The sequence below is a fragment of the Micromonospora sp. CNZ309 genome (genome assembly GCF_002846525.1).
The window spans coordinates 1,420,781-1,446,429 of record NZ_PJNG01000001.1 but is presented as its reverse complement, the minus strand read 5'-3'; the positions used below and the strand labels follow the sequence as shown (position 1 = coordinate 1,446,429).

General features: G+C 73.9%; 21 protein-coding genes and 1 pseudogene. 7 read left to right on the top strand and 15 right to left on the bottom strand.

Annotation, left to right across the window (positions count from 1 at the left end):
- Nucleotides 1-38 precede the first annotated feature (38 nt).
- From CLT72_RS05710 to kdd, 8 genes and pseudogenes are all read right to left on the bottom strand, one after another.
- A complete protein-coding gene (locus CLT72_RS05710; protein ID WP_101409838.1) occupies nt 39-845 on the bottom strand; it encodes a polyprenol monophosphomannose synthase in 807 nt (268 codons plus the stop codon).
- A gap of 8 nt (nt 846-853) precedes the next feature.
- A pseudogene (gene lnt / locus CLT72_RS05705) lies at nt 854-2,523 on the bottom strand (apolipoprotein N-acyltransferase); the annotation flags it as partial.
- A 420-nt stretch (nt 2,524-2,943) separates the two neighbouring features.
- Nucleotides 2,944-4,284, bottom strand: coding sequence for a glutamate mutase L (locus CLT72_RS05700; protein ID WP_101409836.1), 1,341 nt, complete (start codon nt 4,282-4,284; stop codon nt 2,944-2,946).
- The gene (gene kal / locus CLT72_RS05695) at nt 4,281-4,673 is read right to left on the bottom strand and encodes a 3-aminobutyryl-CoA ammonia lyase (RefSeq protein ID WP_101409835.1); all 393 of its coding nucleotides are present in this window, start codon (nt 4,671-4,673) and stop codon (nt 4,281-4,283) included. The genes CLT72_RS05700 and kal overlap by 4 nt, the downstream gene beginning before the upstream one ends.
- On the bottom strand, nt 4,670-5,437 hold the full coding sequence (gene kamE / locus CLT72_RS05690) for a lysine 5,6-aminomutase subunit beta (RefSeq protein ID WP_374208842.1): 768 nt from the start codon (nt 5,435-5,437) through the stop codon (nt 4,670-4,672). Before kamE ends, kal begins: the two co-directional genes overlap by 4 nt.
- Before the next feature lie 5 nt (nt 5,438-5,442).
- On the bottom strand, nt 5,443-7,005 hold the full coding sequence (gene kamD / locus CLT72_RS05685) for a lysine 5,6-aminomutase subunit alpha (RefSeq protein WP_101409833.1): 1,563 nt from the start codon (nt 7,003-7,005) through the stop codon (nt 5,443-5,445).
- A gap of 58 nt (nt 7,006-7,063) precedes the next feature.
- Nucleotides 7,064-8,632, bottom strand: a complete 1,569-nt coding sequence (locus CLT72_RS05680) for an amidohydrolase (RefSeq protein WP_101414958.1) — start codon at nt 8,630-8,632, stop codon at nt 7,064-7,066.
- A 5-nt stretch (nt 8,633-8,637) separates the two neighbouring features.
- The gene (gene kdd / locus CLT72_RS05675; protein WP_101409832.1) at nt 8,638-9,699 is read right to left on the bottom strand and encodes an L-erythro-3,5-diaminohexanoate dehydrogenase; all 1,062 of its coding nucleotides are present in this window, start codon (nt 9,697-9,699) and stop codon (nt 8,638-8,640) included.
- A 144-nt stretch (nt 9,700-9,843) separates the two neighbouring features.
- On the opposite strand from kdd, the gene CLT72_RS05670 reads away from it, so the two are divergent.
- Nucleotides 9,844-11,250, top strand: coding sequence for a KamA family radical SAM protein (locus CLT72_RS05670; protein WP_101409831.1), 1,407 nt, complete (start codon nt 9,844-9,846; stop codon nt 11,248-11,250).
- 295 nt (nt 11,251-11,545) lie between these two features.
- On the top strand, nt 11,546-12,157 hold the full coding sequence (locus CLT72_RS05665; protein WP_101409830.1) for a histidine phosphatase family protein: 612 nt from the start codon (nt 11,546-11,548) through the stop codon (nt 12,155-12,157).
- Here CLT72_RS05665 and CLT72_RS05660 read toward each other — a convergent pair.
- The 3 genes from CLT72_RS05660 to CLT72_RS05650 form a co-directional block, all read right to left on the bottom strand.
- Complete coding sequence (locus CLT72_RS05660; RefSeq protein ID WP_101414957.1) at nt 12,087-12,593, bottom strand: Lrp/AsnC family transcriptional regulator; 507 nt, start codon at nt 12,591-12,593, stop codon at nt 12,087-12,089. The two genes, CLT72_RS05665 and CLT72_RS05660, sit on opposite strands and share 71 nt — an antisense overlap.
- A 92-nt stretch (nt 12,594-12,685) precedes the next feature.
- Nucleotides 12,686-13,828: an acyl-CoA dehydrogenase family protein gene (locus tag CLT72_RS05655; protein ID WP_101409829.1), complete on the bottom strand. Its 1,143-nt coding sequence runs from the start codon at nt 13,826-13,828 to the stop codon at nt 12,686-12,688.
- Nucleotides 13,825-14,940, bottom strand: a complete 1,116-nt coding sequence (locus tag CLT72_RS05650) for a M24 family metallopeptidase (protein ID WP_101409828.1) — start codon at nt 14,938-14,940, stop codon at nt 13,825-13,827. The genes CLT72_RS05655 and CLT72_RS05650 overlap by 4 nt, the downstream gene beginning before the upstream one ends.
- A gap of 220 nt (nt 14,941-15,160) precedes the next feature.
- Between CLT72_RS05650 and CLT72_RS05645 the strand changes: the two genes are divergently transcribed.
- Nucleotides 15,161-16,540, top strand: coding sequence for a glycosyl hydrolase family 18 protein (locus CLT72_RS05645; RefSeq protein WP_101409827.1), 1,380 nt, complete (start codon nt 15,161-15,163; stop codon nt 16,538-16,540).
- An 85-nt stretch (nt 16,541-16,625) separates the two neighbouring features.
- On the opposite strand, the gene CLT72_RS05640 is transcribed toward CLT72_RS05645, so the two are convergent.
- Entirely contained in the window at nt 16,626-17,714 is a 1,089-nt protein-coding gene (locus tag CLT72_RS05640) for a DUF4037 domain-containing protein (protein WP_101409826.1), read from the bottom strand.
- Nucleotides 17,715-17,828: 114 nt separating this feature from the next.
- Here CLT72_RS05640 and CLT72_RS05635 point away from each other — a divergent pair, with 114 nt between their 5' ends.
- A complete protein-coding gene (locus CLT72_RS05635; protein WP_101409825.1) occupies nt 17,829-18,056 on the top strand; it encodes a DUF3040 domain-containing protein in 228 nt (75 codons plus the stop codon).
- 52 nt (nt 18,057-18,108) lie between these two features.
- Entirely contained in the window at nt 18,109-19,029 is a 921-nt protein-coding gene (locus CLT72_RS05630) for a 5'-3' exonuclease (protein WP_101409824.1), read from the top strand.
- Nucleotides 19,030-19,069: 40 nt separating this feature from the next.
- Here CLT72_RS05630 and CLT72_RS05625 read toward each other — a convergent pair whose 3' ends face one another.
- Both CLT72_RS05625 and CLT72_RS05620 read right to left on the bottom strand, forming a co-directional pair.
- Nucleotides 19,070-19,954, bottom strand: coding sequence for an MHYT domain-containing protein (locus tag CLT72_RS05625; RefSeq protein ID WP_101409823.1), 885 nt, complete (start codon nt 19,952-19,954; stop codon nt 19,070-19,072).
- 163 nt (nt 19,955-20,117) lie between these two features.
- The gene (locus CLT72_RS05620; RefSeq protein ID WP_101409822.1) at nt 20,118-22,931 is read right to left on the bottom strand and encodes a DEAD/DEAH box helicase; all 2,814 of its coding nucleotides are present in this window, start codon (nt 22,929-22,931) and stop codon (nt 20,118-20,120) included.
- Between the two features lie 86 nt (nt 22,932-23,017).
- Here CLT72_RS05620 and CLT72_RS05615 point away from each other — a divergent pair, with 86 nt between their 5' ends.
- Both CLT72_RS05615 and CLT72_RS05610 read left to right on the top strand, forming a co-directional pair.
- Entirely contained in the window at nt 23,018-23,791 is a 774-nt protein-coding gene (locus CLT72_RS05615) for an HAD family hydrolase (protein ID WP_101414956.1), read from the top strand.
- Nucleotides 23,792-23,851: 60 nt separating this feature from the next.
- Nucleotides 23,852-24,562 (top strand): TetR/AcrR family transcriptional regulator, encoded by a 711-nt coding sequence (locus CLT72_RS05610; protein WP_101409821.1) that lies wholly within the window; start codon nt 23,852-23,854, stop codon nt 24,560-24,562.
- Between the two features lie 37 nt (nt 24,563-24,599).
- Here CLT72_RS05610 and CLT72_RS05605 read toward each other — a convergent pair whose 3' ends face one another.
- The gene (locus CLT72_RS05605) at nt 24,600-25,535 is read right to left on the bottom strand and encodes a diacylglycerol kinase (RefSeq protein WP_101409820.1); all 936 of its coding nucleotides are present in this window, start codon (nt 25,533-25,535) and stop codon (nt 24,600-24,602) included.
- Nucleotides 25,536-25,649 lie beyond the last annotated feature (114 nt).

Genomic DNA, 25,649 nt, shown 5'->3' with positions numbered 1-25,649 from the left:
CGGGCACCGGCGCCCCGTCCAGCATGACACGCGCCCGCTCAGGGCCACCGGACCTGACCGGTGGGGGTGCCGTGCAGACCCCGCCGCAACGCCACCCGCCGGTCCTGCACCGCCCACGTCGTGATCCGCCACAGCGCCTCCGCCACGATCAACGGACTCATCTTGCTGCTGCCGCGTTCCCGCTCGGCGAACGTGATCGGCACCTCCACGATGCGCGCCCCCGAACGGTGCGCCAACCGCGACAGCTCCACCTGGAACGAGTAGCCCTGCGAACAGACCGACTCCAGGTCGATGGCGTCCAGGGCCGCCAACCGGTACACCCGGTAGCCGCCCGTGGCGTCGGACAACGGCATGCCCAACGCCAGCCGCGCGTACAGGTTGCCGCACCGCGACAACAGCAGCCGCCGCAGCGGCCAGTTCACCACCCGCGCTCCCCCGGTCCACCGCGAACCGATCACCACGTCGGCGTCGCGGGCCGCCGCCAGCAACGCGGGCAGATCCTCCGGGGCGTGCGAACCGTCGGCGTCCATCTCCACCACCGCGTCGAAGCCACGCTCGCGGGCCCACGCGAACCCCGCCAGGTAGGCCGCCCCCAGACCCTGCTTGCCCGCCCGGTGCAGCACGTGCACCCGCCCGTCGGCGCCCGCCAGGGCGTCGGCTACCGCGCCGGTACCGTCCGGGCTGTTGTCGTCGGCGACCAGGATCTCCACCGCAGGCGCGGCACGCCGCACCCGCGCCACGATCCGCGCCACGTTGTCGGCCTCGTTGTAGGTCGGGATCACCACGAGCACCCGACCCACCCCCGGCTGACCGGTGTCCGCCCGGGTACCGGTCGTCTCGCCCACCGTCGCTTCCCCTCCGCCGGCGTACCGGCTGGTGTCAGCCGCCGTGGTGCCGGCGGCGCAGCACGACCGCGCCCGCCAGGGCCGCCACGGCCAGGGCAGCCAACGCCACCTCCGGCCACAGCCCGACCCGCGTGGCCAGGGTGCGCCCGTCGTCCAGCCGCAGCTGCCGCACCACGACCGCTCGGGTGTTGAACCCGGTGGCGTCGCTTACCCGCCCGTCCGGGGCAACGAACCCGGACACCCCGACCGTCGAGGCCATCAACGCCGGCCGCCCGTGCTCCACCGCCCGCAACCGCACCATGGCCAACTGCTGGCGCGCCTCGGCCACGTCGAACGTGGCGTTGTTGGTCTGCACCACCAGCAGCTGCGCCCCACCGGTCACCGTGTCACGCACCACCTCGTCGTAGGCGACCTCGAAGCAGATCACGTCACCGAGCACCGCCACCCCGCTGTCCAGCACCCCCGGCTCGCTGCCCGGCACGAAATCGGCGCGCACCCGGTCGACCTGCTTGCTGACCATCCGGGCCAGATCACGCATCGGCACGTACTCGGCGAACGGCACCGGATGCCGCTTGGTGTACAACTGCGCCAGATCCGGGCCACTACCGGGCCGCCACAGGATGCCCGCGTTACGGACCTGACCGTCGCCCGGGCCACGCAGCACCGCACCCACCAGGATCGGGGCACCGACCGCGTCGGCGGCCTGCGAGATGCGCGCCCCGGCGTCGGTGTCGCGCAGCGGGTCGATGTCGCTGGAGTTCTCCGGCCACACCACCAGGTCGGGGCGGGACCGCACACCGGCGGCCACCTGCCCGGCCAGCTCGATCGTGGCGTCGACGTGGTTGTTCAGCACCGCCTGCCGCTGCGCGTTGAAGTCCAGGCCGAGACGCGGCACGTTGCCCTGCACGATCGCCACCGTCACCGCGTCGCCGCCCCCCACGGCCGCCACCGGCACCAGCAGCCCCACCACGGGCACCGCGACCGCCCCGGCGCTCAACGCGGCCACCGGCACCCACCAGCGCCGCCGCCCGCCCCACGGCCGCCACAGCGCCGCCACCAGCAGCCCACCGGTCAACGCCACCGCGAACGTCACCAGCGGCGCCCCACCCCACGCGGCCAGCCGCAGCAGCGGCGAGTCACCCTGACTGAACGCCAGCCGCCCCCACGGGAACCCGCCGAACGGCGTACGGTCGCGCAGCGCCTCCTGCCCCACCCACAACACGCCGGTCACCGCCGGCCAACTCCACCGCACCCGGTCCACCAGCGGCGACACGTAGGCGCCCGCCGCGCCCAGCAGCGCCAGGTAGCCGGCCTGCAACAGCGACAACAGCACCCACGGCAGGTAGCCGGTGTGCAGGTTCGTCCAGCTCAACAGCGGCGCGAACAACGCCACCCCGGTCAGGAAGCCCAGCCCCGCCCCGGCGCGCAGCCGACGCCGGTGCGTCGCCGCCGCCAGCAACGCCACCCCCAGCGGCGCCAGCGGCCACAGCCCGTACGGCGGAAACGCCGCCAGCAACGCCAGGCCGGCCGCCACCGCCATCGGCGCGGCCACCCGCAACGGCAGCGCCCCCGCCCGAGCTGCGGGCCGGTCGTCGTCCCCGGTCGCCGCCGGTCGATTCCCCACGATCACGGGCCGAAGGCTACCCGCCCGTACCGCCACAGCCCCGCCACGGCCCACCCGGCCGCTCTGCCGCCCGCAACGGACACCGGACACAAATCGGGGCGCGGCTCGCGCCGCGCCCCGATGCTCCCAGGCCCTTCCCGGCCGGTGGGGCGAGAATGAGCTGCGCCGACCTTCGGACCGACCCGACGCGGACTGGCTGCCCCCGCCTGGCCGTTGTCTACTGGCCGTGCACCTCACCCTGCCCGTACACCGGTAACCGCGGCCGGTTCGCGCCGCCCCGCCGACCCCCGCCCGCTGGACCTGGCCGCCGCGACGCACTGCTCACATGTCGCTCGGCCAGCGGACGAAGGGACGAAGCGAACAACAGCCGCTTCCCGTAGTAGGACTCAAAGACGGTACGGCGTAGACCCCCGCCGCTGTCAACCCACCCGGGCCTGTCGTGTGATGTACCACGGCGTGTCGCGTCGGCGAGTCTCAATCCGTGCCCAGGTGCCGCCGCAGCAACGCCACCGCCGCCACCGGATGCTCCGCCGCCAGCAGCCCACCGGCGGCCAGCACGTAGTCGACGTCGACTACCGGCCGGGCCGCGCGCGGCAACGGCCACCCACCGGCATGATCGGTCAGCACCGCACCCAGCACACCGGCCGCGTCCACCGGCGCGGCGTGCCGCAACACCCCACCCGAGCCCACCAGCAGCCGCACGTCACGCAGGTCCCGGCCGGCCCGCTCACCCGTCGCGGCACCCCGCGCGTGCCGCCGCAACGCCACCGTCGCCGCCAACGCCGCGATCCGGGCATCCACCGCACGCTCCGCCTCCCCCGCGGGCAGGAAACCCGGATCGGCGGCCCGCGCCGCCGCCCCCGCCGCCAGCGCGTCACGCTCCGCGTCGGTGAGCAACCGCTCCTCCGCCGCCGCCCGCACCACCCCCGGCGCGCTCCACCGCATACCCAGATCACCCTCGACCGTACGGGCCCGCCACAGCGACCCCGCCACCTCCCGCCCCGGCCCCGTCGCCCGCTCGTCCGGCGTCAACACCGAGTACACGTCCGTGGTGGCGCCCCCCACGTCCACCACCACCAGATCACCACCCAGCGCGTCGGCCAGCACCTCCACCCCGGTCAACACCGCGTCGGGGGTGGCCGCGCGCACCAGCCGCGCGAACCGCGACCCCCGCGACAACCGCTTGCCACCGATCACATGCCGCAGGAACACCTCCCGGATGGCCGCCCGCGCCCCCGCCGGCGCCAACACCCCGATGCGCGGCAACACGTTGTCGGCCACCGTCACCGGCACCCCCGCCGCCGCCAGCACCGAATGCAACTCCTCGCGCACGTCGACGTTGCCCGCCAACACCACCGGCACCCGCCAGCGGGCCCGCGCCAGCCGCGTCGCGTTGTGCGTCAACGTCTCGGCGTCCCCGCCGTCGGTGCCACCCACCAGCAGCACCACGTCCGGGCGGGCCGCCCGCAACCCGGCCAGGTCCGCCGCGCCGAGCCGGCCCGCCGCCACGTGCACCACGTTCGCGCCCGCCGACAGGCCCACCCGCCGGCCCGCCTGCGCCGTCACCAGCCGCTCATAGCCGACGACCGCCAACCGCAGCCCACCACCGGCCGACGAACACACGTACCACGGCGCGTCGCGCACACCAGCCAACCCGGCGGTCGCCGCCACCACCGCCGCGTCCAGGCCGTGCAGCACGTCCGTACCGACCGTCGTCGGCGCCGACGACGCACCCACCAACGCGCCGACGTCGAGGTCCACCACCGCCACCTTCGTGTACGTGGACCCGACGTCGGCGCAGACCGCGTACCTCACGCCGCGGGGGGAACGACCACCGTGCCGGTCGCCGTGACCGCCACCACCGGCTCGTCGAGCACCTCCGCCGCCGACTCACCCCGATCCGGACGCCCCCGACACACCACCGCCGCCACGAAGTCGATCGTGCGGCTGCGCGTACCCACCCGGGTCACCGTCGCCGTCACCTCCAACACGTCGCCCGCCTTCATCGGCGCCCGGAACTGCACATCCGAGTACGACGCGAACAACCCCTCGTCACCATCGGTGCGGATACACACCTCCGTGGCCACGTCCCCGAACAACCCCAACGCGTACGCCCCGTCGACCAGGTTGCCCGCGTAGTGGGCATGCGAATACGGAACGTACCGCCGGTGTACGACCGTCAGACCCACCCGGGAATCACTCATGCCTTCGCCTTCTTCTCGATCAACGCGTGCACCAGGAAACTCGCCACCTCACCCGGAGTCGTCCCCCGGCCGAAGATCCGATCCACGCCCAACTCACCGGCCATCGTCTCGTCGAAACGCGGCCCACCCACGATCAGCAGCGGCCGACGCCCCGCCGGCATGGCCTCCCGGAACGCCGCCGACATCTCCCGCGTGTTGTGCAGATGCGCGTCCCGCTGCGTCACCACCTGCGACACCAGCACCGCATCCGCCCGCTCCACCCGGGCCGCCTCCACCAACTCCGGCACACTCACCTGCGCCCCCAGGTTGGTGACCTTCAACTCCCGGTAGTACTCCAGGCCCTTCTCACCAGCGATGCCCTTGACGTTGAGGATCGCGTCGATGCCCACCGTGTGCGCGTCCGTGCCGATGCACGCCCCCACCACCGACAACTTGCGCCGCAACCGCCGCTTCACCACCGCGTTGACCTCCTTGGCGCTCAGCAGCGGAAAGTCCCGCTCCACCACCTGCACCGCCGACAGGTCCACCAGATGGTTCACCCGCCCGTACACCACGAAGAACGTGAAGCCCTCGCTCATCGGCTTGGCATGCACCAACATCGCCGGGTCCATGCCCATCTTGTTCGCCAACTGCACCGCCGCGCCCTCGGCCCGCTTGTCGTGCGGCACCGGCAACGTGAACGACACCTGCACCATGCCGTCGCCCGTGGTGTCCCCGTACGGCCGCACGATCTTCTTCCCGGCGGCCCCGCCGCCAGCCTCCACGGCACTCACGCGGCCGCCCCTTCCAGGATCTCCGTGGCCGGATTGAAGTAGCCAGCCTCGTGCGCGGCCACCCCGGACAGGCCCTTGCCCCGATCCGCCGGCCGCTTCATGATCCCGAACGTGCCCTCGGCGATCGCCGTCAACAACGACTGCTCACCGATACGCTCCAACAACTCGACCGCCTCCGAGAGCACCCGGCTGGCCCGCTGCTGGATGAACCCACCCGGCGCCGGCACGAAATCCTCGTGCAACCCACCCGCCGCACCCAGCACGTACCGCACGTTCTGCAACGCGATGTCCCGGTCCGACAACCACGGCGTCACCACCGCCTCGGTCATCATCCCCACCAGCAGGATCCCCTGCCCGGTCATCGTGCCCACCAGGTTGAAGAACCCGTCCAGCAGATTGCCCCGAAACACGTCACCCGTCATGTGCTTCGTCGGCGGCATCCACTTCAGCGGCGCGTCCGGAAACAACTCCCGCGCCAACAACGCGTGCGCCAACTCCAACCGGAAAGACTCCGGCACATCCGGGTTGATCTCGAACGCGTGCCCCAGACCCAACTGCCAGTCCCGCAACCCCGCCTCGTGCGCGAAGAACTCGTTGAGCAGCTGCGACACCGTCACCGTGTGCGCCTCGTCCACCGCGTCCGCCGTGGTCAGGTAGTTGTCCTCACCGGTGTTGATGATGATCCCCGCCCGCGCGTGCACCTGCCGCGAGAACCGCTGGTCCACGAACGTCCGGATCGGATTGATGTCCCGGAACAGGATCCCGTACATCGAATCGTTCAACATCATGTCGAGCCGCTCCAGGCCGGCGAGGGTCGCCATCTCCGGCATGCACAGCCCCGACGCGTAGTTCGTCAACCGCACGTAGCGGCCCAACTCCCGCGACGACTCATCCAACGCCGCCCGCATCAACCGGAAGTTCTCCTGCGTCGCGTACGTGCCCGCGAAACCCTCCCGCGTCGCACCCTCCGGCACGTAGTCCAACAACGACTGCCCCGTCGACCGGATCACCGCGATGACGTCCGCACCCGCCCGCGCCGCCGCCTGCGCCTGCGGAATGTCCTCGTAGATGTCCCCCGTCGCCACGATCAGATAGATCCACGGCCGCTGCTTCGGATCCCCGAACCGCTTCACCAGCCGGTCCCGCTCCGCCCGCCGCCGGTCGATCGCCCGGATCCCCGCACCGACCGCCCGCCGCGCCGCCTTCCGCGCCGCCGTGGCCGCCTTACCCGTCGGCACCTCGAACCGCACCGACCCCGCCGCCGCCTTCTGCGCCAGCAACGTCACGTCACCGAGCTGCTCCCGGGCCAACGCGTCGAACACCGGCAACGCCACCCCGTGCCCCAACCCCACGTCCGCGACCACCGCGTCCACGAGCCGGTTCACCCACGGAATCCCGTCCGGATCGGCACCGGAAACCCCGGCCAGCCGCAACACCGCACGCTCCACCGACACCGTCGTGTGGCTACGCGCCAGATCCACCACCGGCTGACCCGCACGGCGCGCCAACTCCCGCGCCCGCGCCACCAACCGCGGATCCAGACCAAGCTTGCCCGTCACACCGTCACCCCACCCTGCCCCGCGACGGCGCCACACGCCGTACCGATGGATCGCTCGCTCACGAAGACCCTTCCTCGAAGATCACGTCACCACGCAACACGGTGCGCCGACACACCGGCAACGGCGTCGGATCCTGCGGACCACGCGCCTCCGGATCCGCCGCCAACAACACCGGCAAACCCCGCTCCACCCCCGCCGGCGTCGACCACACCGCGAACGTCGCCGGCGCCCCCAACGCCAACACACCCTCGTTGTCCAGCCGCACCGCCCGCCACCCACCACGGGTGTGCGCCGCGAACGCCGCCCGCACACTCATCCGCTGCGCCGGACTGTGATGCCACACCGCCGCCCGCACCGAACCCCACGGATCCAACGGCGTCACCGGCGAATCCGACCCGAACGCCAACGCCACCCCCACCGCGTGCATCGCACCCATCGGATTCGACTCCAACGACCGCGCCAAGCCCAACCGCGACTCGTACATCCGACCCGCGCCACCCCACAACCGGTCGAACGCCGGCTGCATGCTCGCCACGATCCCGTACTCCACGAACCCCGCGATCAACCGCTTGCTCATGATCTCCGCATGCTCGATGCGGTGCCGCGCCGCCCGCACCCGATCCGTGCCCAGCCGCTGCGCCGCCCCCGCGAAACCCTCCAACACCGTCGCGATGGCCGCGTCACCGATCGCGTGGAAACCACCCTGCACACCGTGCGCCGCACAGTCCAACAGATGCTCCCGCACCTGCTCCGCACTCAGATAACCGTGACCACACCCACCGTCACCATCCAGGTAGTCCCGCGACACGTGCGCCGTACGCGACCCCAACGCCCCATCGGCGAACAGGTCACCACCCGCACCCACCGCACCCAACTCCCGCGCCCGCGCCGCACCACCCAACTCACCCCAGTACCCGTACACCTCCGCCACGCCGTCACCCGACAACGCCAACAGGCCCGTGAAGTCCTCCTCGTCGGAGATCTCCGGACCACCACACTCGTGCACCGCCGCGACACCCAACGACGCCGCGTGCCCCAACGCCGCCCGCTGCGCCGCCACCCGCTGCGCCCGCGTCACCGACGCGAACGCCGCCGCCCGCACCACGTGGTGCGCGTCGCGCCGCAACCACCCCGACGCGTCGTACCCCACCGCCGACACCACCTGCGGACACGCCGCCAGCAACGCCGCCGACACCAACGCCGAATGGATCGACGCCTGCGACAGATACACCCGCCGCCCCCCGGCCGCCCGGTCCACCATCGCCGCGTCCGGCAGCTCCGACACCGGCCAACTCGACTCGTCCCAGCCGTGCCCCAGCACCACCGCGTCCGACGGCAACCCCGCCGCGAACCCCGCCACCGCGTCCAACAGCTCCGCCGCCGAACGCACCCCCGACAGGTCCAGCCCCGACAACGCCAACCCCGTGTCCGTGGCGTGCACGTGCGCGTCCACGAACGCCGGCGTCACCAACGCCCCGTCCAGATCCACGACCCGATCGGCGGACGGCGCGTCCGCGTCCACCCCCAGCCAGGAGATCCTGCCGTCGGACACCAGCAGAGCCGTCGCGCTCGGATCGGCCGGGCAGTGCAGCGTCCCGCCGCGGTACAGAGTCGAGGGGTTCGTCATGACCATCAGTCTGCCGCGAGTCGCGCCTCGAACAACGCCCGCACCCCCGACTCCGACCGCAGCAGACCGAGCGCGAACTCCGCGTGCCCCGGCACGTAACCGTTGCCGACCAGCATCGTCACGTCCGCCGCCAGGCCCTCCGCCCCCAACGCCGCCGCCGCGAAACTCGTCGCCATCGAGAAGAACACCACCGTGCCGCCGTCCGCCGTCGCCAGCACCGCGCCGTGCTCACAGCCCGGCACGTCCACGCACACCACCGTCACGTCCGCCGGCGCCCCCAACGCCGTCGTCACCGCCGTCGACAGCGCCACCGGATCCCGGGCGTCGGCCAACGCCACCGCGTCCGCCAGCCCCACCGCCGCCAGCGCGTCCCGCTCCGCCACCACCGGCACCACCCCGACCGTACGGGCGGCACCCGCCCGCCGCGCCGCCGCCAGCGACAGCGACCCGCTCTTGCCCGCGCCACCGATCACCGCCACCCGCACCGGCGTCGGATCATCCGCACGCTCCCGCTCCGCCACGTACCGCGACACCACCCGCGCCGTCAACGCCGGTGCCCCGCACACGTCCAGCACCGCCAGGGACAGCTGCGGGTCCAGGTCCGCCGGCAGCACCGCCGCGATCGACCGGGCGAACAGGATCGCGTACCCGTCACACGGCACCTGCTCGCTGCGCCCGTCCCAGCGGGCCAACCCGTCGAGGACCGCCAGCGGCGTCAACGTCAGCGACACCAGGGTCGCCACCCGCTGCCCCGCCCGCAGACCCAGCGGGGACCGCCGCCCCGCCTCCTCCACCGTGCCGATCAGCATCCCGCCCGACCCCGTCACCGGGTTCTGCATCTTGCCCCGCGCGGACACGATCTCAAGCACCTCGGCGCGCACCGCGTCGCCGTCCCCGCCGTGCTTCTCCCACAACTGCCGGAAGCTCGCCGCGTCCAGGTTCAACCGCTCCACCCGGATACGCACCTCGTTCGGCGCGATCTCCGGACTCGCGTCCAGCCGCCACGCGGCCTGCGGCAGCACCCCCGCCGGTTCGACAACGCGGTGCAGACCCACCGGTGACGTCACGCCGACCTCCCCCTGTCACGCCGCTCGAAGCCCCGGCCAGGGCTCGCGTAGCGGGAAAACTTCCGGCAGACTAATTTCTTCACCGAATATTTTCCAGTAGCCTTCGGGATCGCTGATCAACCCGCACCACTTCGAGGAGGGGCCGTGACCCAGACCCAACCGGTGGAGACCCTGCCCCCGCCCCACCCCGCGCCGGTCGCGGTACCCACCGCCGGACAGCCCTACGAATACCGCCGCGCGCCCCTCGTCGAGCCCGACTGGACCCGCTTCCCCGGCTGGCGCCACATCACCCGCGAGCAGTGGGAGAACGCACAGTGGCAGCGCGTCAACTGCGTCAAGAACATCAAGCAGCTGCGCACCGTCCTCGGCGACACGGTCGACGAGACCTTCTACGCCGACCTCGAGGCCGACCAGAAGGCCCTGGCCACCATGTCCATGCTGGTGCCGCCCCAGATGATCAACACGATGGTGCCGTTCGCGCCGATGACCACCGAGGCGCTCCTCGCCGACCCCATCCGGCGCTACATGATCCCCGTCGCCTCCGACCGGCGCACCGACTGGCCCTCCCACCCGTACGCCAGCCGCGACTCCCTGCACGAACACGACATGTGGGTCGCCGAGGGCCTCACCCACCGCTACCCCACCAAGGTCCTCGCCGAGCTGCTCTCCACCTGCCCCCAGTACTGCGGGCACTGCACCCGCATGGACCTCGTGGGCAACTCCACCCCCGCCGTCGACAAGCTCAAGCTGACCCTCAAGCCCGTCGACCGCTACGACGCCCACATCGGCTACCTCAAGGCCCACCCCGGCGTCCGTGACGTCGTGGTCTCCGGCGGCGACGTCGCCAACGTGCCGTGGAAGAACCTCGAGTCCTACCTGATGCGGCTGCTGGAGATCGAGACCATCCGCGACATCCGGCTCGCCACCAAGGCCCTCATGGGCCTGCCCCAGCACTGGCTCCAGCCCGACGTCGTCGAGGGCCTCGAACGCGTCGCCCGCACCGCCGCCCGACGCGGGGTCAACCTCGCCATCCACACCCACGTCAACCACGCCCAGTCGCTCACCCCGCTGGTCGCCCGGGCCGCCCAGACCGCCCTCGACGTCGGCGTACGCGACGTACGCAACCAGGGCGTGCTCATGCGCGGCGTCAACGCCACCGCCCCCGACCTGCTCGACCTCTGCTTCGCCCTCCAGGGCGAGGCGGGCATCCTGCCGTACTACTTCTACATGTGCGACATGATCCCCAACGCCGAGCACTGGCGGGTGCCGGTCTGGCACGCCCAGCAGCTCCAGCACGACATCATGGGCTACCTGCCCGGCTACGCCACCCCGCGCATCGTCTGCGACGTGCCCTTCGTCGGCAAGCGCTGGGTGCACATGCTCACCGAGTACGACCGCGACCGCGGCATCTCGTACTGGACGAAGAACTACCGCACCTCCATCGAGTCCGCCGACGCCGAGGCGCTCAACAAGCGCCACGCCTACTACGACCCGATCGACACCCTGCCCGAGAGCGGGCAGCAGTGGTGGGCCGAACACCGCAACGACTGACCAGCCCGCGACACCGTCACCCCCGGAGCCGACCACCGGCCCGGGGGTGACGCGTTTCCGGGCCCCGGCCCCACCAGACCGCGTCTCGGCCTCCACCACTCCCCCGGCCGGTACGGACCGCCGGCACGCCGCGTCCGGTCCGCTGCGACCCCCTCCTCGTTGCCGCCGGCCTTGGCCAGCCTTCGAGTCGTTCTCACCTTGCTGCCTTGCCGTCTGTGCGGCGGCCCGCACACCCTCTAAGGCATCCTAGGACACTAGGTGAAGATGGGAACGGATCGTCTGGTTGACTGGACGGATGGGAGAGCTACTGCTGATCCGGCACGGCGAGACCACCTGGAGCGCCAGCCGCCGGCACACCTCGTACACCGACCTCGAGCTCACCCCCGACGGCGAGCGGCAGGCCCGCGCCCTCGGCCGGTTCCTCGCCGGCCGGCGCTTCGCCGCGGTCCTGACCAGTCCCCGCGCCCGGGCGCTGCACACCGCCCGGCTGGCCGGCCTCACCGTCACCGTCACCCTCGACGACCTGGCCGAGTGGAACTACGGCGAGTACGAGGGGCGCACCACCGCCGACATCAGCGACGACCACCCGAGCTGGTCCATCTGGACCGACGGCTGCCCCGGCGGGGAGTCCCCCAACCAGGTCGGCGAACGCCTCGACCGGGTGCTCGCCCGGGTCCACCCGCTGCTCGACCGGGGCACCGTCGCCCTCGTCGGGCACGCCCACAGCCTGCGCGTGCTCGGCGCCCGCTGGGTCGGCCTGCCGCCCTCGGCCGGCGGGCTGCTGCGGCTGGACACCGCCACCGTCAGCGTGCTCGGCCACGAGCACGGCCGACGGGTCATCCTGCGGTGGAACCAGCCGGTTCCCCCGGCGCCCGGGAACGCACCCGAACGTGGGGCTCGGCACTGATCTTCGGCGGCCGGTTCTCGTACGGCGTCGACAGCACCACGGTCGTGCGGGTGGTGACGTTCGCCGCCGTACGGATCTCCTGGAGCAGTCGCTCCAGGTCCGCCGGGCTGGCCACCCGCACCAGCAGGAGGTAGAAGTCCTCCCCCGCCACCGAGTAGCACGAGTCGATCTCCGGCAGGTGGGCCAGCCGCTCCGGCGCGTCGTCGGGCTGCGACGGGTCGAACGGCCGGATCGCCACGAACGCGGTAAGCGGCAGCTCCAGGGCCTCGAAGGAGACCCGGGCGGCGTACCCCTTGATGACGCCGCGCTGCTCCAGGCGGCGCACCCGCTGGTGCACGGCGGAGACCGACAGGCCCACCCGCTCCGCCAGATCGGTGTACGACAGCCGACCGTCAGCGGTCAGCGCGGCGATGATGGCGCGGTCGATCTCCTCCACGGCGTGCAACCTACCGGGAAAACCGCGCCACGGCGACGACGCGGCCCGCCGGCGCGACGCGGCACACGCGCCGGCCGGCGGGGCGACGCCCGTCAGCCCTTCGCCAGCGCCCGGGAGATGACCAGCCGCTGGATCTGGTTGGTGCCCTCCACGATCTGGAGCACCTTGGCCTCGCGCATGTAGCGCTCCACCGGGTGGTCGGCCACGTAGCCGGCCCCGCCCAGCACCTGCACCGCGTCGGTGGTCACCCGCATCGCCACGTCGGTGGCGAAGAGCTTCGCCTTCGCCGCCTCGATCGAGTACGGCCGGCCGGCGTCACGCAGCCGGGCCGCGGCCAGCATCAGCGCCCGGGCCGCCGAGATCTGGGTCGCCAGGTCGGCGAGGGTGAATCCCAGCCCCTGGAAGTCGATGATCGCCGTGCCGAACTGCTGGCGTTCCCGGGCGTAGCCGACCGCGTAGTCCAGCGCCGCCTGGGCCAGCCCCACCGCGCAGGCGGCGATGCCGAGGCGCCCCGAGTCGAGCGCGGACATCGCGATGGTGAAGCCCGCCCCCTCCCCGCCGATCAGCCGATCGGCGGGGACCCGGGCCGAGTCGAAGGCGATCTGCGCCACCGGGGAGGCCCGCAGCCCCATCGTGCGCTCGGCCGCCTGCGGCGCGATGCCCGGCGTGTCGCGGTCGGCCAGCAGGCAGGAGATGCCCTTCGGGCCGGGGCCGCCGGTGCGGCAGAAGATGTTGTAGAAGTCCGCCACCTGCGCGTGGGTGATCCACGCCTTCGTGCCGTCGACCACGTAGGCGTCGCCGTCGCGTACGGCCCGCGTGGTCAGCGCGGCGGCGTCCGAGCCACCCTGCGGCTCCGACAGGCAGTACGCCCCGAGCAGCTCCCCGCCGATCATGTCGGGCAGCAGCTTGCGCTGCCCGTCGGTGCCGAACTGGGCCAGGGGGTAGCAGGACAGGGTGTGCACGCTGACCGCCTCGGCGACCGCGAGCCAGCGGCTGGCCAGGATCTCCAGCACCTGGAGGTACACCTCGTAGGGCTGGGCGGCGCCGCCGTGCTCCTCGGCGTACGGCAGGCCGAGCAGGCCGGCCCGCCCGAGGGTGCGCAGCACCTCGCGGGGGAACTCCGCGCGCTCCTCGAACCCGGCGGCCCGTGGCGCCAGCTCCCGGTCGGCGAGTTCGGTGGCGAGGTCGAGCAGGTCGTGGGCCTCGTCGGTGGGGAGGATCCGGTCGACAGTCATAGCGCGATGAGCTCCGTGGGGGTGGTGTTGAGCCGTTGCACGCCGTCCGTGGTGCAGACGACGATGTCCTCGATGCGGGCGCCGTGCCGGCCCGCCAGGTAGATGCCCGGCTCGACGGAGAATGCCATCCCCGGCTCCAGCGGGCGGGCACTGCCGGCCACCACGTAGGGCTCCTCGTGGCCGTCCAGGCCGATGCCGTGGCCGGTGCGGTGCAGGAAGGCCGCGCCGAAGCCGGCGGCGGCGATCGGCTCCCGGGCCGCCGCGTCGACCTCCTCGGCGGTCACGCCGGGGCGGACCGCGGTCACCGCGGCGCGCTGGGCGGCGTGCAGCACCGCGTAGTAGTCGACGAACTCGGCCGGCGCCGGGGCGCCCGCGACGTAGGTGCGGGTGCAGTCGGAGCGGTAGCCCGAGGGCATCGTCCCGCCGATGTCCACGACGACGGGCTCGCCGGCGCCGATCGGACGCTCGGAGGTGCCGTGGTGCGGGCTGGCGCCGTTCGGGCCGGCGGCGACGATCACGAAGTCCACGCTCACGTGGCCGGCGGCCCGGATCGCCGCGGCGATGTCGGCGCCCACCTCCGCCTCGGTGCGTCCCGGCCGCAGCCACTCCCCCATCCGCCGGTGCACGGCGTCGATCGCCGCGCCCGCCTCGGCCAGCGCCGCGATCTCGGCCGGGGACTTGCGCAGGCGCATCTCGCGCAGCACCTCGGAGGCCAGCCGCTGGGCGGCGCCGGGCAGCGCCGCGCGCAGGGCCAGGACCTGCTCGGCCCACATCCGGTCGGCCAGCCCGACCGCCGCCACCGGTCCGCCGAGGGCGGCGACGAGCAGCGGGTACGGGTCGCTGCCGTCGGCGTGGTCGACGATGCGTACGCCGGTGGCGGGCGCCGGGGACGCCTCGGCGGCCGGCCGCTCCAGGGTGGGCACGATCAGGGTCGGCTCCCCCTGCGCGGGCAGCACCAGGCAGGTGAGCCGCTCCCCCTCGTGGGCGTCGTAGCCGGTCAGGTAGCGCAGGTCGGAGCCGGGGGTGAGCAGCAGCGCGTCCAGGCCGGCGGCGGCGGTGGCGCGCTGGGCGTCGGCCAGCCGTCGGGGCGGATACAACTCGTCGGATGCCACCCGGTCAGCTTAACGGTCGTTCGGGGGTGCCCCCAGCCCGCCCGGCTCCGGGGAGCGCTCTCCGATCCATCGAGCGTCGTCGTTGACGGCACAGTTAACACTCCTTAGGATTTGGCTGCCTCGAGGATGTCCGCCCGTCCCACCCGTACGCCCGCCTTCCGGCGCCGGTCGCCGACGCGGGCGGCACGGCCGCCGCAACCCGCCCACGGGAAGGCCCCCGATGCCCTCATCGCTGCCCCGCCTCAGGTCGGCCCTCGCCGCCGGCCTGCTCACCCTGGCCACCGCCGCCACCACCCTCGCCCTGGCCCCCGCCCCCGCGCAGGCCGCCGCGCTGCCCGACGGCTTCCGCAGCGTGGGTTACCTGCCGTCCTGGACCGGCGACGTCAACGCCGTGCAGTACGCCAAGCTGACCCACGTCAACTACGCGTTCGTGCTGCCCAACGGCGACGGCACGCTGCGCCCGGTGGAGAACCCCGCCAAGCTCTCCCAACTGGTGTCCCGAGGCCACGCCAGCAACGTCAAGGTGTCGATCGCGGTCGGCGGCTGGAACAACGGCGACGACTCCGCCTTCGAGGCGCTCGCCGCCAACGCCGGCACCCGCACGACGTTCGTCAACAACGTCGTCAACTTCGTCAACCAGTACGGCCTCGACGGCGTCGACATGGACTGGGAGTATCCCGACCCGGGCGCCTCGGCCACCAACTACACGGCCCTGATGCAGCAGCTGGCCGGCGCCCTGCACAGCCGGGGCAAGCTGCTCACCGCCGCCGTCGTCTCCGAGGGCTGGTACGCCGAGGGCGTGCAGCCCGCCGTGTTCGGCCACGTGGACTGGCTCAACATCATGGCGTACGACGGCGGCAGCCCACACGCCAACTACGACTGGTCGATCAACGCCGTCAACTACTGGAAGTCCCGGGGCCTGCCCGCCCACAAGGCGGTGCTCGGCGTGCCGTTCTACAGCCGGCCCGGCTACCACACCTACGCCTCACTGGTCGCCATGGACCCGGCCAACGCCAACCGCGACTGCACCAGGGTCGGCGGGACCCAGCAGTGCTACAACGGCATCCCCACCGTCAAGCGCAAGACCCAGTGGGCCATGGCCAACGCCGGCGGCATGATGAACTGGGAACTCAGCCAGGACACCACCGGGGCGACCTCCCTGGTCAGCGCCATCTACGACACGGCCACCGGGGGCACGACCCCGCCGCCCGTCGGGCGGACCGGCCCGATCACCGGGATCGGCGGCAAGTGCGTCGACGTGGCCGCCGCGAACACCGCCAACGGCACCGCCGTGCAGCTCTACGCCTGCAACGGCACGAACGCCCAGAGCTGGACGGTGGGCACCGACGGCACGCTGCGCGCCCTCGGCAAGTGCGCCGACGTGGCCAGCGGCTCCACCGCCAACGGCGCCAAGGTGCAGCTGTGGGAATGCAACGGCACCGGCGCCCAGGTCTGGCAGGCCCAGTCCAACGGCACGCTACGCAACCCGCAGGCCGGCAAGTGCCTCGACGCCACCGGCAACAGCTCCGCCGACGGCACCCGGTTGCAGATCTGGGACTGCTTCGGCGGCGCCAACCAGGTCTGGCGGCTGCCCGCCTGAGCGGCGCGCGGGGCCCCGTCACCGCACCGACGGGACGGGGCCCGTCACCGCCCGTCACCGCCGCCGTCGGCCCGGCCGCCCGCCGTCAGTCGGCGCCGTCCGCCCCCGGCGGCAGCGCGGCGGCGAGCCGACGGACCCGGTGCGCGTGGGTCAGCACGTCCACGCTGTCGACGTACTGGTCGACCGCGCCGAGCGGCGCACGCGCGCGCAGGGCCGGGTCGGTGACGGCGGCGCGTAGCGCGGCGGCGAGGCGACCCGCGTCCAGGACCAGGAACGGTCGGGCGTGAAACGGCCGGGGCCGGGCGCGCACCGGCGCCGCCAGGCCGGTGTCGTCGGTCCAGGCGGCGACCGCCGCCAGCGCCCGGACCAGCCCGTCCTCCCGCTCCCGCCAGTCGGCCGGGCCGAGCGCGTCGGCCAGGGCCGCGACGACGGGCGCCGCGTCCGGCAGCCGGGCGAACACCGTGCCGAGCCACTTGTCGTACGGGGGCCAGCGGCGGTGCAGCAGCAGGCCGAGCCGCATCAGGTCCCGGGCCAGCCCGGCGGCGACCATCCGGCTGCCCAGCTCGTCGCCGCTCTCCGCGCAGCGGCCGGGCAGGTGCTCGGCCTGCGCGACGCGGGTCCACGCGGCGGCGAGCACGTGCCGCCACACGTCGTCCGGATACCACGCCAGCGCCGCCCGGGCTGCGGTCAGCGCGCCGTCGAGGCCGTCGTGGAAGATCGCGCCGCCGGTGACCTCGGCCAGCCGCTGCGTCGGGGTGGCCAGCCAGTCGGCCGTGCCGACGCCGCCGGCCGGGTCGAAGCCCAGCCGGTCGTGCCACCAACCGCCCAGCTCGTGGACCGTGACGCCGTGGCGGCTGCCCGCCCGGTCGGCCACCCCCAGCCTGCCGTGCCCGGTGAACCGGGTCGGCCAGCCGAGGAACTCCGCCGGCAGGTCCGCGTCCAGCGCCGCGCTCAGGGCCGGGATGCGCGCCGCGTCGCTCGCGGCGACGAAGAGCTGCCCCCGCGGGCCCCAGTCGTGGTCGGTGGAGCGCGGGGTGTCCAGGCCGAGCAGTTCCGAGCCGCCGTCGAGCAGGCCGGCCGCGTACGGCAGGTCGGGAAGGCGGCGACGCAGGATCGGCGCCAGCACCTCGTCGTGGAACCGACGGCCCAGCGTCAGGCCGGCAACGAACGTCACACCGGCAAGTCTGCGCCCGGGGCCGGCGCTCCCGCAGCCCGGTTCCGCCGCCGCCGGCCGTACCCGCCGATAGGCTGGGCGCGGACGGGCCGCCGACGGGAAGGAGCGACCGCCGTGGCAGCGACGGAACCCGAGCGCGCCGCGACCCGACGTCGCCGGCTGCTCTGGGCGGGCGTCCTCGCGGTGGCAGGGCTGGTGCTGCTGGTCGTCGGCCTGACCGTCGCCGACGGCACGGCGGCCTGGCTCGAGGTGGCGGCCGCCATCGTGCTGCTGCTGGTCAGCTACGGGCTGCAGTACGTGGCCCGCCGCGAGGCGCTGTACCGCGACGACGACCGTCCCTGATCCGCCGCGCCGTGCCCCCTGATCGTCGGTGGGGTGTGCCAGGCTGTCGGGCGTGGCACACCGACCTCCGATCCTGCTCATCGACGCGCCCAGTCTCTACTTCCGGGCCTACTTCGGCATCCCCGAGTCGGCGGCCCGCGCCGCCGACGGCAGCCCCGTCAACGCGGTGCGCGGCTTCCTCGACATGCTGGCGAGCCTGATCCGCACCCGCCGACCCGACCGGATGGTCTGCGCGATGGACCACGACTGGCGGCCCGACTGGCGGGTGGCGCTGCTGCCGTCCTACAAGGCGCACCGGGTGGCCCCCGAAGGCGGCGAGGTGGTGCCCGACACGCTCAGCCCGCAGGTCCCGCTGATCCTGGAGGTGCTCGACGCCGTCGGGATCACCCACGTCGGCGCGGCCGGCTACGAGGCCGACGACGTGCTCGGCACCTTGTCGGTGACGCAGCCGGCGCCGGTCGAGGTGGTCTCCGGCGACCGGGACCTGTTCCAGCTCGTCGACGACGCCCGCCCCGTGCGGCTGCTCTACGTCGGGCGGGGCGTGGCCAAGCTGGACGACTGCGACGACGCCGCGGTGCGCGCCCGCTACGGGGTGCCGGCGAACCGGTACGCCGACTTCGCCGCCCTGCGGGGCGACCCCAGCGACGGGCTGCCCGGAGTGGCGGGCGTGGGCGAGAAGACGGCCGCCCGGCTGGTCGAGCGCTACGGCGACGTGGCGGGCATCCTGGCCGCCCTGGACGACCCGGGCTCCGGCTTCGCCCCCGGGCTGCGCACCAAGCTCGCCGCCGCGCGGGACTACCTGGCCGTCGCACCGAAGGTGGTCCGGGTCGCCCTCGACGTGCCGCTGCCCGAGCTGCCCACCGCGCTGCCGGCCGCCCCGGCCGACCCCGACCGGCTGCTGGAGTTGGCGGGCGAGTGGAACCTGGCCGGCTCGGCTCGCCGCCTCGTCGACGCCCTCGCACAGCGGGCCTAGTCCGCCCCGACGGGGCCGGAGCCCGGTCGGGGCCCGGCGCTCAGCGTGGCGGGTCGTTCCGGCGCGTCGGGAACGGGGCGCCGGGGCTGCCGAGCGTGGAGCGGGCCCGCAGCCCCACCGGGTCCGGTGCCGCCACCGCCGTGGCCTCGGCGGGCTCCCTCTCCCGCAGGCTGCCGACGTACGCCGCGGCGGCCCGGTCCTCGGCGGTGGGGGCGGCCAGCAGCGCGTAGACCAGCCCCACCACGCCGAGCACCACCGCGAGGACGATCGGCACGAGCAGGGTGCTGACGCCGGCGCCGGTCACCTCGCTCTGCCGGGTGTGCGGGTGCACCGACATGGCGCTCATCCCGGTGAAGTGCATGCCGTTAACCGCGACGCCCATCAGCAGCGCCGAGCCGACGATCGCCAGCCCCCGCCGGACGGTCATCGCCAGCCAGAGCGCCACGGTGGCCGCGACCACCGCGATCACGACGGAGAGCACGACGCGCGTCGTGTCGTAGTCGATCCGGCCGTTGAGCCGCATGGCGGCCATGCCGGTGTAGTGCATCGCGGCGACCCCCGCGCCGGTGAACAGGCCCCCGGCGACAAGCCGTACGGCGGAGAACCGCCCGGTGCCGACGATGGCCAGGCCGATGCCGACCGCGACCACCGCGATGAGGGCGCTGGCCACGGTGATCGGCACGTCGTACCGGATCCGGGTGCCCTCGACGGCGAAGCCGAGCATCGCCATGAAGTGCATGGTCCAGATGGCCGTACCGCCGATGGCCCAGGCCGCCAGAGTGCCCCACCAGGCGCGTTGGCCGGCGCTGCCCGCGGTGCGGATCCGGCTCGCGCAGATCAACCCCAGGGCCGAGCCCAGCACCGAGAGCGCGTAGCTGAGAGCGGGGGTGATCCACCCGTACTCAAAGTGATTGATCTCCGCCATCGCGGCCTTCCTCGGATCGATTACCGGCGCGTAACCGCGCGCCGCAGCAATGATCGAGGATGCTCCCACCAGGCACGACGGCACCCCCCGCACAACTCGGGGGGTGCCGTCGTCATGACTGTGCGATGCGTCGCTTTCGAGCGTCAGTCACCGACGGTGACGATCAGGCGGTGGCGTGGTAGGCCAGCACGCCCCGGTTCACGGCCCCGATCGCCTGCCGGGCGGTCGACCTGAGTTCCGGCGAGGCGCCGCCTGAGTCGGCGAGCTGGCCGAGCAGGTCGACCACCTGCCGCGCCCACCGGACGAAGTCGCCGGCCGGCATCTCACCGTCGATCTCGTGGCCGCTGCCGAGGACCTTCGCGAGCGCCTCGCCGCGGGCCCAGCGGTAGACCGGCCAGGCGAAGCCGAGGTCGGGCTCCCGGGTGCCGGTGAGGCCCCGGGCCGCCTCGTCGGCCTCGATCTCGCTCCACAGCTTGAGCGTCTCGTCGACCGCCTCGGCCACCGGGCCGCGCGGCAGCGACGCCCGCTCGTCGACGTCGCGGCGGGCCTCGAAGACCACCACCGAGACCGCCGCCGCCAGTTCGGCCGGGGAGAGCCCGTCCCACACGCCGCGTCGTAGGCACTCGGCGACCAGCAGGTCGGCCTCGGTCCAGATCCGGCCGAGCATCCGGCCGGCGTCGGTCACCGTCCCGTCGGGCGTCAGGTAGCCCCGGGCGGTGAGCAGGGCCACGATCCGATCGAACGTGCGGGCCAGCGACCCCGTCCGACCGGCCACCCGCTGCCGCAGCTCCTCGGTGTCCTTCTCCAGGCGGCGGCGCCGCTCCGCCCAGCGGGCGTGCTCCTCGCGGTCGGGGCAGGCGTGGCAGGGATGCCGGCGCAGCTCGGTGCGCAGCTGGCTGAGCCGGTGGTCCTCGCCGACCGCCTGCCGGGAGCGGCCTCCCCGCCGGCCGCCGTGGCGGTCCAGCCCCGTGCCGCTGACCTCGGCGGCCAGGTCCCGCCGGGCCGCCGGGGACCGGTGGTTGAAGTGCTTCGGCACCCGGATGCGCGCCAGCACCTCGGCGGGGGTCGTGAAGTCGCCGGGGCTGACCCGGCCCGCCCAACGGTCCTGGGTGAGCACCAGCGGCCGGGGCTCACCGAAGCCGCCGGTCGCCGGGTCGAGCACGACGGCCAGGCCGGCCCGCCGACCCGACGGCACACGGATCACGTCGCCGACCCGCAGCCGCTCCAGCGAGGCCACCGCGGCGGCCTTGCGCTGGCTCTGCCCCTGCCGGACGATGGCCCGCTCCCGGTCGCCGATCGCCACCCGCAGCGCGAAGTATTCGTCGAAGTCGCCGTGGTGGCAGGCCGCCTCCGCGCCGTACGCCTCGATGGTCTCGGTGTTGCGCTGCACCTGCCGGGCCAGGCCGACCACCGAGCGGTCCGCCTGGAACTGGGCGAACGAGGACTCCAGCAGCGCGCGGGCCGGCTCGGCGCCGACGGTGCCGACCAGGTTGACCGCCATGTTGTACGACGGCCGGAAGCTGGACCGCAGCGGGTAGGTGCGGGTGGAGGCGAGACCGGCCACGTGCCGGGGGTCGGTCTCCGGGGACCAGACGACGACGGCGTGCCCCTCGACGTCGATGCCCCGCCGGCCGGCGCGTCCGGTGAGCTGCGTGTATTCCCCCGGCGTCAGGTCGACGTGCGCCTCGCCGTTGTATTTCACCAGGCGCTCCAGCACGACGCAGCGGGCCGGCATGTTGATGCCCAGGGCGAGCGTCTCGGTGGCGAAGACCGCCTTGACCAGGCCCCGGACGAAGAGCTCCTCCACGACCTCCTTGAACACCGGCAGCATGCCGGCGTGGTGGGCGGCCAGCCCGCGCTCCAACCCGTCGAGCCACTCCCAGTAGCCGAGGACGGTCAGGTCCTCGCCGGGAATGGCGGTGACCCGCGACTCGACGACGCGGCGGATCTCCGCCCGCTCGTCGGGAGAGGTCAGCCGCAGGCCGGCGGCGAGGCACTGCTGCACGGCGGCGGCGCAGCCGGCGCGGCTGAAGATGAACAGGATGGCCGGCAGCAGGCCCTCGCGGTCGAGCCGGTCGACGATGTCGGGGCGCATCGGGCCACGCCAGCGGGGCCCGCGCCGCCCGGCGCCGGGGCCGGCGCTGCGGCCCTCGCCGAGCTCCAGTCGGCGCATCGTGTCGCGGGTGTAGCGCAGCAGCTCGGGGTGCACGTCGTGCTTGCGGGCGGCGTCGGCGTCGTGGAACAGGTCGAACATGCGCTTGCCGACCAGCATGTGCTGCCACAGCGGCACCGGGCGGTGCTCGCTGACCACCACGGCCGTCTCGCCGCGCACGGTGACCAGCCAGTCGGCGAACTCCTCGGCGTTGGACACGGTGGCCGACAGGGAGACCAGCGTGACCGAGGCGGGCAGGTGGATGATCACCTCTTCCCACACCCCGCCGCGGAAGCGGTCGGCGAGGTAGTGCACCTCGTCCATCACCACGTACGCCAGGCCGTCGAGGGTGGTCGAGCCGGCGTAGAGCATGTTGCGCAGCACCTCGGTGGTCATCACCACCACCGGGGCGTCGCCGTTGATGGCGTTGTCGCCCGTGAGCAGCCCGACCTGCGCGGCGCCGTAGCGGTCGACCAGGTCGTGGTACTTCTGGTTCGACAGGGCCTTGATCGGGGTGGTGTAGAAGCACTTACGCCGACGGGGCGGGGCCGCCCCGGCACCGGTCGCCGGCGCGTCGCCGTCGGCGGGCGCCGGGGTGCCGCGCAGCGCCAGATGCACGGCGAACTCGCCGACCACGGTCTTGCCGGCGCCGGTCGGGGCGCACACCAGCACGCCGCTGCCCCGCTCCAGCGCCTGGCAGGCCTCCCGCTGGAAGTCGTCGAGATCGAACCCCAGATCGAGGGCGAACTCGTTGAGTGCCGGGAACTGTGAGGCCTGCGCGGCCCGGCGGCGCGCCGCGGCGTACCGCTCGGCGGGGCTCGACATGTCTCCAAGATTAATGCGTGGCGCCGACAGTCACCGGGCAAGGCCAACCGGCAGCCGGGTCGGGGGCGGTCGGTAGGGTGCACGACGTGCCGGATCATGCCGAACCGCCCCACGCCCCGCGCGGCGCCGACGACGCCGTCCGTCCGGATCCGTCCCGCCGGCCGGTGGAGGCGGTCCTGCTCGACTTCCACGGCACCCTGGCCCAGGTGGAGGAGCCCCGGGAGTGGGTCCTCGCCGCCGCGGCCGCCTGCGGGGTGACGCTGGAGCGGATGCGGGCCACCGCGCTGGCCGACCGGTTGCTGACCGCCGGCCGGGCGGGCGGGCCGCTGCCGACCCGGGTGCCGCCCCGGCTGACCGAGCTCTGGGCCGACCGGGATCTCTACCCGCACGCCCACCGGGGCGCCTACACGGGGCTCGCCGAGACCGTGGACGCGGGCATCGAGGGCTTCGCCGAGGCGCTCTACGAGCGGGTGCTGGTGCCCGAGGGTTGGGTGCCCTACCCGGACACCGCCCCGACCCTGGCCGCGCTGCGCGCCGGGGGCGTACGGGTCGCGGTGGTCAGCAACATCGGCTTCGACATCCGGCCGCACTTCGAGGCGTGGGGGCTGGCCGGGCTGGTCGACGCGTTCGTGCTGTCGTACGAGGTGGGACGCTGCAAGCCGGACCCGGGCATCTTCCTGCGCGCCTGCGGGATGCTCGGCGTCGACCCGGAGCGGACGCTCATGGTGGGCGACACCCCGGCCGACGCGGGCGCCGTGGCGGCCGGGTGCGCGGCGCTGGTGCTGCCGGCCGCCGAGGCGGGCCGGGCCAACGGCCTGGGTGCCGTGCTGGACCTGGCCGGGGTCGGCGAGCAGAGCTAACAGGACGTCGACAGCACCGTTAACACGCGGTGCTAACGCGAGGACGTTATCGTCGCTGTCATGATCACCGAGACGTCGCCCCGGGACCGGATCGTCCGGGCCGCCGCAGCGCTGCTCGCCGAGGGGGGCCGCGAGGCGGTCTCCACCCGGGCGGTCGGCCGGGCGGCGGGAGTGCAGGCGCCCACGATCTACCGCCAGTTCGGCGACATGCGGGGGCTGCTGGACGCGGCGGCCAGCTACGGGTTCGCCGCGTACCTGCACGCCCAGGCGGCCGGCGACCTCGCCGGCGACCCCGTCGACGACCTGCGCCGGGGCTGGGACCTGCACGTCGGCTTCGGGGTGACCAACCCCGCGTTCCACGCCCTCATGTACGCCGACCCGCGCCCCGGCGAGACCCCGACCGCGACCCGGGTCGCCGCCGACATCCTGCGCCAGCTCGTGCAGCGGGTGGCCGAGGCGGGCCGGCTGCGCGCGGGCGTCGACGAGGCGACCGAGATGCTGCACGCCACCGCGTGCGGAGTGACCCTCACCCTGATCCGGACCCCGCCCCCGCAGCGCGACCCGGCCCTGTCGACCCGCACCCGGGAGGCGGTGCTCGCCGCACTGGTCAGCGACTCCGCCGCCGCCCGGGCGACCTCCCGGGTCGACCGTCCGCTCCGGCACGCGGTGGCACTGCGCGCCGCCCTGGACACGCTCACCACGGACCTCACCACCGCCGAACGCACCCTGCTGGCCGAATGGCTGGACCGCATGACCAGATCCACCCCCTGACCCCCCCCCCCCCCCCCCCCCCCGCCACGGCGGTGGGTCAGCGAAGGAGGCGCAGGGCGGCGGGGGCGGCCGTGACGGTCAGCGGGAGGGCCAGGGCGCGCTCGCCGTCGGCGTACGTGGTGATGCCCTCGGCGCTCAACTCGACCGTACGGGCGAGGTAGCTGCGCACCAGCGGGTGCGCCACGTGGGTGCCCCGGTAGATGCGCGGCTTCACCCGCATCAGGGTGCGCCGGTCGAAGCCGCCGCCCACCACCACGTCGAGCAGGCCGTCGGTCGGGTCCGCGTTCGGGCAGATCCGCATGCCACCGCCGTAGCTGGCGCAGTTGCCCACCGCCACCAGCACGGCGTCCACCTCGTGCGCCACCCCGTCGAGGCGCAGGGTGTAGCGGCGCGGGCGCAGCCGGGCCAGCTCCACCAGGATCGCCAGGTCGTAGCGGCGCGGACCGCTCGGCCAGCGCATCCGGTTGGCGCGCTCGTTGACGATCGCGTCGAAGCCGGCGGCGAGCACCGCCCCGTACCAGCGCTGCGTGCCGTCGGCCCCCGTCATCCGGGCCAGGTCCACCGGGCGGGTGCGGCCGTCGCGCAGGGCCGCGGCGATGACGTCGGCGGCGGCGAGCGGGTCGGCCGGGAAGCCGGTGTCGGCCGCGAAGTCGTTGCCGGTGCCGGCGGGCACCGGACCGAACGGGACGGCGGTGCCGGCGACCGCCTGCACCGCGCGGTGCACGGTCCCGTCGCCGCCCACCACGACCAGGGCCGACGCGCCGTCTCGCACGGCCGCGCGGCAGGCCGCCTCGGCCTCGTCGGCGGTGCCGGCGCGCAGCGGGCGTACGGGCCGGCCGGCGGCCGCGAGCCGGTGCAGGACCTGCGGCAGCAACCCTCGGTACCGGCCCCGGCCCGCGGTCGGGTTGGCCAGCACGGCGACGGGCCCGTCGCCGGCGACGGAGGGGTGATCGTCTGCGGTCACGGCGAGCACCGTACCGCCCCCGGCCGGGCGGGGGCACCGCCCACCGTGCCGCCGGTCACCCGTCGGCTGGGCACCTCACGCCCCGGACGCAACTGACTTTTGTCATGGCCGACCGTGCGGCAC